We start from the raw sequence: 12,843 nt of genomic DNA, 5'->3' as shown, positions 1-12,843 counted from the left end.
CCGAAGAATCCCTTGCGACGACCTCGATCTTCTCCCTGCGAGCGAAACTATCAGCCGCCTCCAGACGCACCCGCTCCCGCTTCTCCTGCTCCCGGGGCGTCAGCCCGCCCCCATGCGCGTGCCGCATGAGAACGTCGTACCGTAGCGGTCAAGAACCGTCACGGGCCCGCGGACACCGAGAGTTCAACCTGAGTACGGGTAGTTCGTTAAACCCGGCCCGCCGCGGGGTCGCACCGGAGGTGCCATTTCGGGACGGGCCGGCGTGAGCGTGAGGCGGTTGTCGCTGCCCGCCTTCTTCCAACTGGTCGCGTTGGCGTGGACGATGTATGCCTCGCTGGTGTTGTCCAGGCCCTCAACGCATATCAGGCGGCGACTTCCCTTTGCCGCACCCTGGTCGATCTGAGTGAAGTCAGGGAAGGAACGCAGTATGGGAGTGACGTAGCGGGTGCCGAAGATGTCGAAGACCTCGTACTTCTCGGTCGTGTTGCGCTTGACGTAGGCCAGGCGGAGGTAGCGTGCCCCGGCGCCTTCGACGATCAGGCGGTAGGCGGGATGGTTCCGGACGGTGCCGAGGGTGGCGTTCTGGACGTTGCCCTTGTTGCCGGTCATGCCGAACAGGGTCAGGCCGTCGACCAGGGGGGCGATGGGCTGGGTGCACCAGGAGTCGGCGTCGGTGTAGATGCCGCCGTACTGCGCGAGGATTTCGAGGCGGAGAAGGTCGGCCCGTATGGCAGGCGGCTGGTCGGCGAGGGCGTCGTAGATCCACTGGTTGTGCAGTACGGGGAGGCTCTTGTCGGTCCAGAGCTGGACCTTGTAGTCGGGGTTGTGCTCCTTCCAGGTGTGGAAGTTGTCCCGGTAGGGGAATGCCTTCTTGCCGATCCAGATGACGTGGATCAACTTGGGCACACCTGCTTCGACGGCATCCGCAGCGTTGATGGTAGACCTGCGGAATCTCTTGCGGATCACGGTGCCTCTCAGCGGATCATGGTGTTGAGGAATCGCCGCCTGCTGGGCGACGGGTTGGGTGCACCGACCTACGCTCGTGGTCCGGCGGCGGACGACCTGGGAGCAGCCCTCGCCGTCGCTCTGGCCGTGTCGTGCGACGGGTGGTCAGCAATGTGGACACACGGGCGTGGTCAGCGCCTCGCATCCGCCTCCTCCGGTCGAGCGGCAACGCGATCGCCCTACGCCTTGAGCGCCGAAGCCGCCCTAGTTCGTCGACACTGCGGAGCAGGTCCTTGGACGTACTCGGCGTAGCTGTCGGTCCGAACGATGTCGGGCGCCTTGCGCAGCTCGACCAGTTCGGCGACCTTCGGGTGGACGGTGCCCGCGGGGCAGATCTTGGTCTCCGGGCGGATGCCCGGATGCTCGGACTGGAACAGCGGGCCGACCCGGGCCCCGCTCGCCTGGGAGTTCTTGTGGACGCTGGCGCCGTAGTCGGTCGAGATGACGGTGAGGCTGACGGTCCGAGTCGAAGCCGGACTCCGCGCCGCAGGCGTCCACTGTTGGGATGCTGAGCCCCAGCGCGGACGCGACCGCATCACGACCCGGCTTCTGCGACGCACAGCCCCCACCCCGATTCCAATGCGCGTAGAAGAGACGATGTTAGGACCGTCCCGCATGGTGGAGCAGGACCTCCCGCGTTGCTTTTACGTTCCATCGGTGTGACACGATCGGCCTGCCGCTGACATCGCCGCGCAGCGATGCGCCGACCCCGGCTACCAGACGCCGGCCGCGATCCGCCGCACCGACGCCCGCCGCATCGAGACCTGTCTGACGAACCGCAAGGCCAAGAACGCCGCCCCGCTCGCGCGCACAGCCGTCGAGGTGGCCGGTGCCCAGCACACCGCACTGTCGGCGAGAAGCTCGCGTTGCGGTTGCCGCCGGTCAGGCGCACCGCGAGCGGGACGCCTTGGCCGTCGGTGAGGACGTGGCACTTGCTGCCCGGCCGTGCGCGGTCGACCGGGCTGGGCCCGCTTCTGGGCCCGCCGAGCCGCCCGCGCGTGCGAGGAGTCGATCAACGCCCGCGACCAGTCGAGTTTCTTCGCCGCCCGCAGCTTCCTGTTCGTGGATCCACCCGGACCGGGCGGTAGAGATCAAGCGGTCTGCCGGCGGTGACCGCGTCGAGGAGGGCCTGGAGTTCGGACGGCGGGTCCTTGTCGGTCCAGGCTTGCCACCAGCGGGTCAGGGTGACGGCCGGGGTGAGCAGGAGCGGACGGCACGTAAGGCCTCTGGCCAGCAAGGCAGCCTCACCTACACCCTCAACCAGCGGACGTACGGAGGGAACGCCGGGCCAAGAGCTTCGCCGAAGCGCTGACGGCGGTCGAGGAGTACCTGGAGATGCCGTACCGCATACGGCGCCGTCCCGAGTCCTGTCCGCCGTGCGACAACAACTCACCGACGAGGTCAGCACTTTGCTGGCACGAATGACCTTCCACCAGGCGTGGCTTCAGTTCGAGGCCATGGCCGTCGCGGGTCCCTACGCAACCCTCGTGGCCACGGCGCGAGCGGAAGCCGACGCGCAGATGGGCCTCGCGTGGCAGCAGCCACCGGTCACTACCGACAGCGGCATGAACCTCGGAACCCCGTACCCCCGGGACCGATCAAACGCGGCCCGGGACAGGTGCATCGAGGTGATGCGCCGTCACCTCTGAGAACCACCGTGATCTTGGTGTCAATTACCCCTCTCTTGTGCCAACTAAAAATCCTCGTCACAAACCGCTCAGCGGCGGACGCGCGGCATTCCCAGGCCGATCCAGGCGATGATCTCGCGCTGGATCTCGTTGTTGCCGCCGCCGAAGGTGAAGATCACGGCCGACCGGTAGCCGCGTTCCAGTTCGCCGTGGAGGACCGTGCCCGCCGAGCCCTCCTTCAGCGGACCGGCCGCCGCGACGATCTCCATCAGCCAGGCGTACGCGTCCCGGCGCGCCTCCGAGCCGTAGACCTTGACGGCCGAGGCGTCCTGCGGGGTGAGCGTGCCCTGCTGGACGGCGTTCACCATCTGCCAGTTGAGGAGTTTCATCGCGTCGAGACGGGTGTGGGTCTGGGCGAGGCGGCGGCGCACCCAGGGCAGGTCGACGACGCGGCGGCCGTCGGCCAGCTTGGTCTCCATCGCCCAGCGCTGCACCTGGTGCAGGGCCCGGATCGCCATGGTGCCGTGCGCGGCCAGGGTGACCCGCTCGTGGTTGAGCTGGTTGGTGATCAGCCGCCAGCCCTTGTTCTCCTCGCCGACCCGGTGCGACGCGGGCACGCGGATGTTCTCGTAGTAGCTCGCGGTGGTGTCGTGCGAGGCGAGGGTGTTGATGAGGGTGCAGGAGTAACCGGGGTCCGTGGTGGGGACCAGGAGCATCGTGATGCCCTTGTGCGGTGGGGCCTCGGGATCGGTACGCACGGCGAGCCAGACCCAGTCGGCGGTGTCGCCGTTGGTGGTCCAGATCTTCTGGCCGTTGACCGTGTAGTGGCCGGTGGTCTCGTCTCCCTCGCGGACCGCGCGTGTCTTCAGCGCCGCCAGGTCGGTTCCGGCGTCGGGTTCGCTGTAGCCGATCGCGAAGTCGATCTCGCCGGAAAGGATGCGCGGCAGGAAGTACGCCTTCTGCTCCTCGGTGCCGAACTGCATGATGGTCGGCCCGACCGTGTTGAGTGCCATCAGCGGCAGCGGTACACCCGCCTGTGCGGCCTCGTCGAAGAAGATGAACTGTTCCATGGGGGTGAGCCCGCGCCCGCCGTACTCCTTGGGCCAGCCGACCCCGAGCCAGCCGTCGGAACCGAGCCGGCGGATGGCGTCGCGGTAGAACCGCTTCTGGGCCGCGGGGTCCGCATAGCGCGAGTAGGCGTTGTCCGGCACCAACTCGGCGAAGTAGGTCCGCAGTTCGGTGCGCAACTGCTGCTGCTCGGGCGTGTATTCGAGATGCATGGCGCCTCCAGGCTTCCCCACGGCCGGACTTGACGGCGCACACGGTAGAACGTGTTACAGAAATAGGGAATGGTGATGACACGCCCTCCGGCCATACGCCGCGCCCCGCCATGCCCCGCGCCCCCGCCACGCGCTGCCCACACGATCAGGGGCTGTCCGCGCGATCATGGCGCTGCCTGCGCGATCATGGCGCTGCCGGCAGAAGGCGAGGCGCTCACCGTAACCGTACGACGGCACGGCGAAGGGTCCCCGGTGGCTCCGGGGACCCTTCGCTCGGTACGTGACGGGAATCGGCCGCTGTGGGGCCGCTCAGTGCGCGACCGGAGTCGGCCGCGTACCCGCCGACCGGCCCTCGGTGGCCGCGCGCGGGTTGAGCACCCGCTCGGCCAGGAACCCGAAGACCAGCCCGAAGGAGGTCCACAGGGTCACCTGGATGGCCAGGGCCGCCAGCCGGTACTGCCACAGCAGGGTGGCGGAGAAGCCCTCCGGCACCTCGTTGAACGACGGCAGGAAGGCGTACGCCAGACCGACGACGAGGACGAGGAACGCGCCCGCCGCGATGGTGGCGTTGAAGTTGCCCAGCCGCGGTGCCAGGCGCTTGCCCAGGATCACCGCGCCGACGGCCAGCAACACACCGAGCACGACCATCAGGAAGTACAGGGTGGTGCGCTGGTCGAGGGTGTCGGGGTTGCCGACGGCGGGCGGATTGGCCGGGTACTTCAGGAAGGGGATGACGTACACCGCGAGCAGTCCGGCGGTCGACAGCATCAGCGCGCTCGCGCGCGGTCCGAAGCGGCCGATCCGGCCGAGCGCGAAGCAGTACGCGAGGGAGGCGATGCCGCCGAACGCGACCCCGTAGACGAGGACACCCGTGCTCAGGCCGGCGGTGGACTGCATGGTGCGGCTGACGATTTCGGTGCCGCCGTGTTCGTGGGAGTTCGCCTCCTCGAACGCGATGGCCTCGTCCACACGCGGTTCGCCCAGGAAATAGGCGACGACCAGGGCGAGCAGGCCCGCGACGAGTCCCGCGAGCATGCCACGCACCAAGAGGTTTCTGACGGTGACGGAGTTCATGAGCCCGTTCGCTTCTGCCGCGCCGTCAGTGGCACGGGAAGCCGAGCAGGTGGCGGGCGTCGTGCACCCATTCGTGCACGCCCTCGCCGGAGACCAGCGCGGTGGCGCCCTGCTCGGCGCCGACGAAGTAGAGCAGGACCAGCATCAGGACGCCGAAGAAGACCGCCCAGGGGGCGATCGCGCCGATCGGGAGCTTGGCGGGGGCGTCGGTGGGAACGGCGGTTGTGGTCGGCTGGACGACGGACTGCGCCATGGCAGGACCTCCTGGGGAACTCGCGTCCCGTCTCGGTGGTGCACAGGACGACGGAAGCGGGTCTGACTTGCCCGGAGCGCATCGCCCCTGTGGGGTGGTGCGTACCGGGCTTACAGTGGCGCGACCGTGCCGGATTCTCACCGGCTTCCGCCGAGCCGTCGTCAATATCGACGAGACCGTACCGCGAAGCGGAGGGCGTGGCCAAGGGCGCATGGACCGGCGTAGGGCGCACGGGTGTCATGGTCACGCCGCCAAGTGGGGCCGCGGACAAGGGTGTTGAGCTGCGAGAGGGGCTTATGAACAGCCGAGTGATGTTGATCTCACCGGCGATCAACAAGGCGCTGCGGGAAGCGCGATTCGATGACGGGTGCTCGCTGGACCCCGCCGGACTGCGGGCCGCCGGTACGGCCGAACCACCCGCCGCGGACCGGTCGTTCACCTCCCCCACGGCGCGCTGCCGGGAAACGGCCGAGGCGTTGGCGCTGGACCCGGCGTCCCCGCCCGCACCGGCCGGACTCGCGGTGGGGCGCTGGCGCGGCAGGACGCTGGCCGAAGTGGGGGCCGGGGAACCGGAGTCGGTCGCGGCCTGGCTCGCCGACCCGACGGCCGCCCCCCACGGCGGGGAGTCGGTGCAGGAGCTGTGCACTCGTGTGGCGCGCTGGCTGGACGACCTCGCGGACGCCTCGGCCAGGACGGTGGCGGTCGTGGAACCGGAGGTCGTACGCGCCGCGGCCGTGCACGTCCTGGGAGCTCCCGGGCAGGCGTTCTGGCGGATCGACGTGCCGCCGCTGACGATGACGGAGCTCAGCGGGCGGATGGGAAGGTGGAATCTGCGGGTGGGGGTGCCGCTGGGGCCGCGTGGTTGAGGACGCGGGGTTCGCCGGCGCAGCCGCCCGCCGCGGCGACTGGCCGCGCCGCTCAGGGCCGGCTGCCGCGCCCAGGGCCAGTGGCGGCCCTGGGCCGCTTCCGCGCCCAGGGCCGATTGCCACACACCCAGGGCCCACCGCTGCGCCCGGGGCCGGCTGCCGCGCAAACGGCCGCGGAAGGGCCGGGAGTGGTGCACCCCCGCCCGGCCCGTCGTGCAGCCGTGCAGCCGCCGTCGGAGCCGCGCAGCCTCCACCTCGGCCGCGCAGCCGCCGCCACAGGCCGCGGCCCACGCAGCCCGCCGTCCCCGCCAGGCGGCAGTTCCCGGCGGCCACGCAGCCCGTCCAAGCCCCGCAGCCCGAGGCCACTCAGCCCTTCCGAGCCACGCCACGCAGCCCGTCCCAGCCACACAGCCCGGGGCCACGCAGCCCGTCCGAGCCGCGCAGCAGCTTCCCAGCTGTGTGCACGTGTCAGTCACGCCACGCGCAGGCGCGGCGCACGCGTCAGTTCAGCGTCGCGAGAAAGTCCGTGCACGCCCGCGCGCACGCCCGGCACGCCGCGGCGCAGTCCGCCGCGTCCACGTACCCGTCGCACGCCTGCGCGCACTCGAGGCACATGGTCCGGCACCACTCGACCTGGAGTCGGATGCCGGTCTCGTCCTGGCGGCTCTCCTCGGAGAGCAGGCGACAGGTCGCGTCGCAGACCTCGGTGCACAGGATGGCCTTGCGGCGGAGCCGCTCCTGGTCGGGCGGTCCGTCCGGGTCGGCGTGGCTCGCACGCAGGGCGCAGACCCGTGCGCACTCGCTGCAGGCCTGAGCACAGGCAAAGCGGTCCTCAAGGAAGCGGATGAGGACCTGCTGATCGGTTGTCTGGTTCTGGTTCGCCGCGGATGTCACAGGGCCCGTCTCCTTTCTGCCCGCACGGGTAGCCGCGGCATTGTGGGCCAAACCAGGACCTTCAGGGGTCCCGCTCGGGCAGGACGGGCGCCGGGAGCCGGATCGCGAGGAACGCGCCGAGGGCGGCGACCGCCGCGAGGGGCAGCAGCGGGGATCCGGCGGCACCGTTCGCCTCGCGGGCCATGAGGGCGGTCGCGGCGGCGACGCCGAGCATCGGGCCGATGTTCATGGCCGTCTGCTGCAGTCCGCCCGCCACCCCGGCGTGGGCAACCGCGGCATGCCGTACGACGACGGCCGTCGCGGTCATCATCACGGCGCCGAACCCGGCGCCGATCAGGACGAAGCAGGCGCCGACGGCGGGAGCCGTCGCCGTCCGGTCGAGCCCTGCGAACAGTCCGATGCCCAGGGCCAGCAGCACCATCCCGCCGCCGACCGTCCGCCGGGGGCCGTGGCGGCGTGCCGACACGGCGGCGAGGGGAGCGCCCAGCACCATCATCGCGGGCCCGGGAAGCCCCCACAGAGCGGTCCGCAGCGGGTCGAGGCCGAGGACGTCCTGCAGGAAGTACGTGGCCACGAACAGCGTCCCGAACATCGCCGCGGAGGCGGCGACGAGCACGGCCAAGGCCGCGGCGACGGTGCCTGACCGCAGCACCGCGGGCGGGACGAGGGGGTCCGGTGTGCGCCGCAGGTGGCGTACGAACGCGGCTCCGGCGATGACCGTGAGGGCCGTGCCCGCGGCCGTCGGCCAGCCTGTGCCGGACGCCCCGGCGAGGGCGTGGACCAGGCCCGCCGACGTGATCGCGAGCAGTCCCGCTCCGGGCAGATCGAGCCCCACCCGCGGGGCGCCACCGCGGTCGGGCGCCACCCGCGCCTCCCGCGCGAGGGCGAGCGCGAGAGCGCCCAGGACCACCGCCGGCACCACGTTCAGCCAGAACACCGAGCGCCACCCGAACGGGGTCGCGAGCGCGCCGCCGACCAGCGGACCGGCCGCCGCCGCGACGCCGATGGCACTGGTACGCAGGGCGATGGGCGTGCCGAGCCGGTCCGGCGGATACGCGGCACGCAGCATGCCGAGCGTGGCCGGCTGCAGCAGCGCGCCGAAGACGCCCTGAGCCACGCGCAGGCCGATCACCCAGCCGATGCCGGGTGCGAGGCCGATCCCGGCCGAGGCGGCTCCGAAGCCGAGCATGCCGATGGCGAAGATCCGCAGGTGTCCGTACCGGTCGCCCAGGCGGCCGGCGAGGACGAGCAGACTCGCCACCGCGATGAGGTAGCCGGTGCTGGTCCACTGGACCTGGGTGACGGAGGCGTCCAGATCGCGCTGGAGGGCGGGCTGGACGACGCTGAGCACGGTGCCGTCCAGGGCGACGATGACGGCGCCGGTGACGCTGCAGACGAGAGTGAGCCTCACGCGGGCCCCAGATGGGCCTCGAGCGCGGCCGAGACCAGCGGTCGCACGTCGTCGGCTCCGGTGGGCAGCTGGAGGCTGCGCCAGTTCCAGAGCTGGGCGATGCCGTGCAGGTTCGCCCAGAGTGCGCCCGCGACGACCGCGGCGTCGGCGTCGGGACGGACACGGGTGATCAGCTCACCGAGCAGCCGGAAGAGCGGCAGGCTGGTCTCCCGCAGGCCGAGGCGGTCGCTCTCCAGCAGATCGTGGCGGAACATCAGCTCGTACATGCCGCGGTTGGCCAGGGCGAAGTCGACATAAGCGTGCGCCAGCGCCGTGAGCCGGGCGCGCGGGTCGGGCTCGTCGCCGGTCGCGGTCGCCCGGGCGGCCAGCTCGGCGAAGCCTTCGCGGGCGATGGCGGACAACAGCTCGAGGTGTGTGGGGAAGTGCCGGCGCGGCGCTCCGTGCGACACCCCGGCCCGGCGGGCGATCTCCCGCAACGACAGCGCCTGCATGCCCTCGGTGGTCACCAGTTCCACGCCGACCGCGACCAACCGCTGCCGCAGTCCCGCTTCCCGGTCCGGGGTTTCCCGATCATCCATGACCCCTGTCTAACAGCAGGAGTAGACACTGTCTACCCTTTGGGTTGACAGTGTCTACTCCTGCGGGAAAGGATCAACAGGCAGGCAACGGGCGGTCGTTGACCATGGAGCTACCAGGGGCTTCAGACAACGCGGTATGCGGTCCCCCGTTCGAGCGAACCGAGAACTTGGGGGTTGCGTGCCGGACGCCGCGAGCCGGGCCCCCTTTGTTCGGAGCTCTCAGACGATCAGGGCCACCGCCATGGCGAGCAGTCCGATCGCGATCAGGGCCACCACCAGCAGGATCAGGGCGAGCGGCATCGGGCCCCAGCCCTTGCGCAGCTCCGGCGGCTCCGGATGGGAGATGCCGGAGGTACCCCCCTCGCCGGGCGGGGTCTCACCTGGTGGCACCCCGCCTCCCGGTTCGAGCCCAGGGGTACTTCGCGGCTCGGGATCAGGAGTGGTCATGGCGTACTCCTCAGGGTTGCCGCCGTCGGCGACCGCCGGAGCATGCCTCCCGGCGTCACCGGCGGCGCTTCACGGGTGTCACTGGTTGGGCCGCGCCGCGCTGATGTCGCCGAGCGCCGACCCGGGATCGCGTTCCATGGCCAGGTCACCGATGGAGACGATGCCGACCGGATGCCCTTCCTCGACGACCGGGATCCGACGGACGGAGTGCTCACGCATCAGCTCGACCGCGCGGTCCACGTCGTCGTCGGGGCCCACCGTGACCAGGTCCTCGCTGCACGCGCGGGCCACGGTGGTCTGATCCGGGTCGCCGCCCTCGGCGACCGCCCGGACCACCAGGTCGCGGTCGCTGACCAGTCCTCGCAGCCGGTCGCCCTCGGTCACCAGGACGGCACCGATGTTCTCGTCCCTCATCATTCGGGCCACCGTCGTCACCGACGTCCGCGGTTCGACCGTCACCGGCTCCATGGTCATGACCTCGCGTACGTGCTGGGCCATTGTGTTCATTCCTCCCTGTACCGGGGCGATGCCTGCCACCGCCGCTCGGCGGCCGGGTACCCAAAGGAGGGAAAATCCACGTCGTCCTCGGCAGACGGTCTCCTCCTCCGGTTCGCCGTACGCGCGGGGATCAGAAGAGACTGCCCTGTTCGCAGACCCGGCGGGCGACCTCCCGGAGTTTGACGTTGTTCTCCTGCGAGTAGCGGCGCAGGACGTCGAATGCCTGCTCCTCCGTGAGGTGGTGGCTGCCCATGAGGATGCCCATGGCCTCACCGATGGTGTGCCGGGTGGCGATGGCCTGCTCCAACTGGGCGTGCGCGCGAGCGCTGGAGAAGGCCACGGCGGCATGGGAGGCCAGCAGCCAACCGGCCATCTCACTGGCCTCGGTGAAAGCCCCGGGCCTGCGGGAGTACAGGTTCAGCGCGCCCAGATCCTCCTCCTCGGTGAACAGCAGGAAGCCCATCATGCTGCCCACGCCCAGTGCGACAGCCCGCGAGGCGTAGGCGGGCCAGCGGGTCTGCTCCCGGGTGAGGTCGGCGATACGGAACACCCCTCCCCTCGCGGACGAGGAGACGGCGTCGAAGCAGGGCCCCTCCCCGAGCCGCTCCTGCAACTGGTCACTGTCGACGACCAGTTGACTGGTGGGCGCGAGTGTGTCCACCTTCCTGCCGCGCAGGATGAGCACGCCGGAGGCGTCACAGCCCTCCACCAGCTCGGTGGCCGAGCCTGTGATCCGCGCCAGCGTCGCATCGACCGACTCTTGCGCCAGCAGGTCCCGCGCCATGTCTGCCATCCGCAGCGCGAATCCCCGCCAGTCCATACCGTCTCCCACCTCCCACACGTCGGGTAGGCCGCCTACCCACCCTTTCCACCGTCTCTCCCGTCCCTTCGGTCTGCTGCGCCGCTGCGCACCCGGCCTCACACTTCCGGCCCACCGGTCCGGCCCGCCCGGCAGCACGGGAACGGCGTGGGACCGTGCCCGGTGAGGACGGTGGCGACAGCTGATGACGGTTGACGACAGACGAGTCACGGACAGCGACAGGTGGGTTACAGATGGTGGCGCCCGTCAGAACGCGTGTCGCCACAGCAGCCGTGGTGCGGCCCGGACCAGGGTGGCCGCGGCGAGACCGATGGCGCAGCCGGCGGCCACGTCGGTGGGATAGTGCGCGCCACTGTGCACCCGCTCCACGGCCACCATCACCGCGGGCACCGCACAAGCGGCCCCGGCGGCCGGCCACACCGATGCCACCGCTCCGGTGAAGGCGCAGGCGGCGGCCGTGTGCCCCGAGGGAAAGGAGGAGCTGTCCGGGCGGTCATCCAAGTCTTCCGGCGGGACCCAGTCCTCCGGCGGACGATGTCTGCTGCAGAGCTGCTTGGCGACCGCGTTGGACAGCACCTGCGCCACCGTCATGGCGCCCGTCCCCACCGCGGCGGCCACACGGCCGCGCCATCCTCCGGCGGCCGCCATGACGACGGCCGCGGCGCACCACAGCTTGGTGTGCTCGGCTGCCTCCTCCACCGCAGGCAGCACGCGTCGCGTCCACGGCGCGTTCCACGAGATCGCCCGCCTGGCCAGCCGGCGATCCATCTCGCGCAGATCCACCACTCTTCTCATGACCAGCGACTTTCCCTCGAGGCCCGGCTCGGACACCACCGTGGCCGAGCCGGGCTCCGTGCCCGGGACCTGGGGAAGGACCCATGGCGCCACGGCCAGGGCCCCGCCCCATCAGGAATCGAGGCGGCGGCGGTCCTCCTCGTCCCACTTGCGGGTGTCGCGCGGCTGCACGTACGGCTCCTCGTCATCCGGGTGACCGCCGGCGACAGCGCGCTGACGAGCCGTCTCGGCGTCGAACTCCAGGCCGAGCAGGATCGCCAGATTCGTGATCCACAACCACACCAGAAAGACGATGACACCGGCGAGGGTCCCGTAAGTCTTGTTGTACGAGGCGAAGTTCGCCACGTAGAACGCAAAACCGGCCGAGGCAATCATCCAGATCACCAGTGCCAGGAAACTGCCGGGCGTGATCCAGCGGAAGCTGCGCACCTTGGCGTTCGGTGCCGCCCAGTAAAGGATCGCGATCATGAGCGTGACCAGGACCACGAGCACCGGCCACTTCGCGATCGACCACGCCGTCAGTGCGGCGTCGCCGATGCCCAGAGCGGCGCCGGCCTGCCTGGCCAGACCGCCGGTGAACACGACGATCAGCGCGCTGATCACGGCGAGGACCATCAGCACGACCGTCACCCCGACGCGGACCGGCAGCACCTTCCACACCGGGCGGCCTTCCGGGATGTCGTAGACGGCGTTCGAGGTGCGGATGAACGCCGCGACGTAGCCGGACGCCGACCACACCGCCAGCAGCAGGCCGACGACGGCCATGGCCGAGCCGGTGCCGGCGTTCCCCCGCAGCTGCCGCACCGCGTTGCCGATGACGTCTCGCGCAGAGCCCGGGGCGAGGTTCTGGATGTTGTCCAGCACCTGTTGCGTCGCCGACTGACCGGCGACCCCGAGCAGCGAGACGAGCACCAGCAGCGCCGGGAACACCGACAAGATCCCGTAGTAGGTCAGCGCCGCGGCCCGGTCGGTCAGTTCGTCGTCCTTGAATTCCTTGAGTGTGCCTTTCAACGCCGCTGCCCAGGACCGCCCGGGCAGCTGGCCGGGCTCGTCCGGCGCCCGTCGTTCCACCTGCTCGTCAGGCCCGGCTCCGGCCCGCGCGGCTTCGTCCTCGTGGCCCGCGGCAACGGCACCGCCGTGTCCGCCAAGCCGTTTCGTCGTCCGTACCATCACGCCCGGGTATCCGGGGCGCGCCGTGTCCAACCCAGGGATTCCGACGAGGCGTCAACCGTCGAACCGTCCCCGAAACGTCGTACGGGGCCGGGGCCAAGGACGTGGCCAAGGACGGGGTCGA

15 protein-coding genes, 2 pseudogenes and 1 riboswitch are annotated in these 12,843 nt (G+C 70.6%); of the genes and pseudogenes, 2 read left to right on the top strand and 15 right to left on the bottom strand.

Going from position 1 to position 12,843, the window contains the following annotated elements; translation table 11 throughout:
- Positions 1 to 10 precede the first annotated feature (10 nt).
- The 4 genes and pseudogenes from EF387_RS50055 to EF387_RS48435 form a co-directional block, all read right to left on the bottom strand.
- Positions 11 to 127, bottom strand: a pseudogene (locus EF387_RS50055) (IS630 family transposase); the annotation flags it as partial.
- A gap of 56 nt (positions 128 to 183) precedes the next feature.
- Positions 184 to 906, bottom strand: a complete 723-nt coding sequence (locus EF387_RS21270; protein ID WP_162467179.1) for a glycosyltransferase family 32 protein — start codon at positions 904 to 906, stop codon at positions 184 to 186.
- 278 nt (positions 907 to 1,184) lie between these two features.
- The gene (locus tag EF387_RS21265) at positions 1,185 to 1,544 is read right to left on the bottom strand and encodes a hypothetical protein (RefSeq protein ID WP_128378178.1); all 360 of its coding nucleotides are present in this window, start codon (positions 1,542 to 1,544) and stop codon (positions 1,185 to 1,187) included.
- 326 nt (positions 1,545 to 1,870) lie between these two features.
- Positions 1,871 to 2,060: pseudogene (locus tag EF387_RS48435) on the bottom strand (IS5/IS1182 family transposase); the annotation flags it as partial.
- Positions 2,061 to 2,381: 321 nt separating this feature from the next.
- On the opposite strand from EF387_RS48435, the gene EF387_RS21255 reads away from it, so the two are divergent.
- Positions 2,382 to 2,654: a hypothetical protein gene (locus EF387_RS21255; RefSeq protein ID WP_238431614.1), complete on the top strand. Its 273-nt coding sequence runs from the start codon at positions 2,382 to 2,384 to the stop codon at positions 2,652 to 2,654.
- Positions 2,655 to 2,722: 68 nt separating this feature from the next.
- Here the strand turns inward: EF387_RS21255 and EF387_RS21250 are convergent, their stop codons facing one another.
- The 3 genes from EF387_RS21250 to EF387_RS21240 all read right to left on the bottom strand — a co-directional run bounded on the left by EF387_RS21250 (position 2,723) and on the right by EF387_RS21240 (position 5,240).
- Complete coding sequence (locus tag EF387_RS21250) at positions 2,723 to 3,913, bottom strand: acyl-CoA dehydrogenase family protein (RefSeq protein ID WP_128378177.1); 1,191 nt, start codon at positions 3,911 to 3,913, stop codon at positions 2,723 to 2,725.
- A 309-nt stretch (positions 3,914 to 4,222) separates the two neighbouring features.
- Positions 4,223 to 4,987: a CbtA family protein gene (locus tag EF387_RS21245; protein WP_128378176.1), complete on the bottom strand. Its 765-nt coding sequence runs from the start codon at positions 4,985 to 4,987 to the stop codon at positions 4,223 to 4,225.
- Between the two features lie 25 nt (positions 4,988 to 5,012).
- The gene (locus EF387_RS21240; protein WP_128378175.1) at positions 5,013 to 5,240 is read right to left on the bottom strand and encodes a CbtB domain-containing protein; all 228 of its coding nucleotides are present in this window, start codon (positions 5,238 to 5,240) and stop codon (positions 5,013 to 5,015) included.
- 38 nt (positions 5,241 to 5,278) lie between these two features.
- Positions 5,279 to 5,430, bottom strand: a riboswitch (cobalamin riboswitch).
- A gap of 106 nt (positions 5,431 to 5,536) precedes the next feature.
- Here EF387_RS21240 and EF387_RS21235 point away from each other — a divergent pair.
- A complete protein-coding gene (locus EF387_RS21235; protein ID WP_128378174.1) occupies positions 5,537 to 6,106 on the top strand; it encodes a histidine phosphatase family protein in 570 nt (189 codons plus the stop codon).
- Between the two features lie 501 nt (positions 6,107 to 6,607).
- Here EF387_RS21235 and EF387_RS21230 read toward each other — a convergent pair.
- From EF387_RS21230 to EF387_RS21195, 8 genes are all read right to left on the bottom strand, one after another.
- Positions 6,608 to 7,000, bottom strand: a complete 393-nt coding sequence (locus EF387_RS21230; RefSeq protein ID WP_128378173.1) for a four-helix bundle copper-binding protein — start codon at positions 6,998 to 7,000, stop codon at positions 6,608 to 6,610.
- Between the two features lie 61 nt (positions 7,001 to 7,061).
- Entirely contained in the window at positions 7,062 to 8,411 is a 1,350-nt protein-coding gene (locus EF387_RS21225; RefSeq protein WP_128378172.1) for an MFS transporter, read from the bottom strand.
- Positions 8,408 to 8,989, bottom strand: a complete 582-nt coding sequence (locus EF387_RS21220) for a TetR/AcrR family transcriptional regulator (RefSeq protein WP_128378171.1) — start codon at positions 8,987 to 8,989, stop codon at positions 8,408 to 8,410. The genes EF387_RS21225 and EF387_RS21220 overlap by 4 nt, the downstream gene beginning before the upstream one ends.
- 219 nt (positions 8,990 to 9,208) lie before the next feature.
- Positions 9,209 to 9,436 (bottom strand): DUF6480 family protein, encoded by a 228-nt coding sequence (locus EF387_RS21215; protein ID WP_128378170.1) that lies wholly within the window; start codon positions 9,434 to 9,436, stop codon positions 9,209 to 9,211.
- 78 nt (positions 9,437 to 9,514) lie between these two features.
- A complete protein-coding gene (locus EF387_RS21210; RefSeq protein WP_128378295.1) occupies positions 9,515 to 9,934 on the bottom strand; it encodes a CBS domain-containing protein in 420 nt (139 codons plus the stop codon).
- A gap of 130 nt (positions 9,935 to 10,064) precedes the next feature.
- A complete protein-coding gene (locus tag EF387_RS21205; RefSeq protein ID WP_128378169.1) occupies positions 10,065 to 10,754 on the bottom strand; it encodes a GAF and ANTAR domain-containing protein in 690 nt (229 codons plus the stop codon).
- Between the two features lie 246 nt (positions 10,755 to 11,000).
- Positions 11,001 to 11,549 carry a phosphatase PAP2 family protein gene (locus EF387_RS21200; protein WP_128378168.1) on the bottom strand — a complete coding sequence of 183 codons (549 nt, stop codon included), beginning with the start codon at positions 11,547 to 11,549 and terminating at the stop codon, positions 11,001 to 11,003.
- A gap of 111 nt (positions 11,550 to 11,660) precedes the next feature.
- A complete protein-coding gene (locus EF387_RS21195; protein ID WP_128378167.1) occupies positions 11,661 to 12,719 on the bottom strand; it encodes a YihY/virulence factor BrkB family protein in 1,059 nt (352 codons plus the stop codon).
- Positions 12,720 to 12,843 lie beyond the last annotated feature (124 nt).

Origin of the sequence: Streptomyces cavernae, assembly GCF_004023625.1 — a bacterium.
In the GTDB taxonomy this organism is placed as follows: Bacteria; Actinomycetota; Actinomycetes; order Streptomycetales; family Streptomycetaceae; genus Streptomyces; species Streptomyces cavernae.
The sequence above is the reverse complement of the archived record's forward strand: the minus strand, read 5'-3'. Positions and strand labels throughout refer to the sequence as shown.

Coding starts and splice junctions, on each gene's coding strand:
- EF387_RS21195 (WP_128378167.1), bottom strand. CDS start 12,719: ATGGTACGGACGACGAAACGGCTTGGCGGACACGGCGGTGCCGTTGCC.
- EF387_RS21200 (WP_128378168.1), bottom strand. CDS start 11,549: ATGAGAAGAGTGGTGGATCTGCGCGAGATGGATCGCCGGCTGGCCAGG.
- EF387_RS21245 (WP_128378176.1), bottom strand. CDS start 4,987: ATGAACTCCGTCACCGTCAGAAACCTCTTGGTGCGTGGCATGCTCGCG.
- EF387_RS21205 (WP_128378169.1), bottom strand. CDS start 10,754: ATGGACTGGCGGGGATTCGCGCTGCGGATGGCAGACATGGCGCGGGAC.
- EF387_RS21215 (WP_128378170.1), bottom strand. CDS start 9,436: ATGACCACTCCTGATCCCGAGCCGCGAAGTACCCCTGGGCTCGAACCG.
- EF387_RS21240 (WP_128378175.1), bottom strand. CDS start 5,240: ATGGCGCAGTCCGTCGTCCAGCCGACCACAACCGCCGTTCCCACCGAC.
- EF387_RS21210 (WP_128378295.1), bottom strand. CDS start 9,934: ATGGCCCAGCACGTACGCGAGGTCATGACCATGGAGCCGGTGACGGTC.
- EF387_RS21250 (WP_128378177.1), bottom strand. CDS start 3,913: ATGCATCTCGAATACACGCCCGAGCAGCAGCAGTTGCGCACCGAACTG.
- EF387_RS21235 (WP_128378174.1), top strand. CDS start 5,537: ATGAACAGCCGAGTGATGTTGATCTCACCGGCGATCAACAAGGCGCTG.
- EF387_RS21220 (WP_128378171.1), bottom strand. CDS start 8,989: ATGGATGATCGGGAAACCCCGGACCGGGAAGCGGGACTGCGGCAGCGG.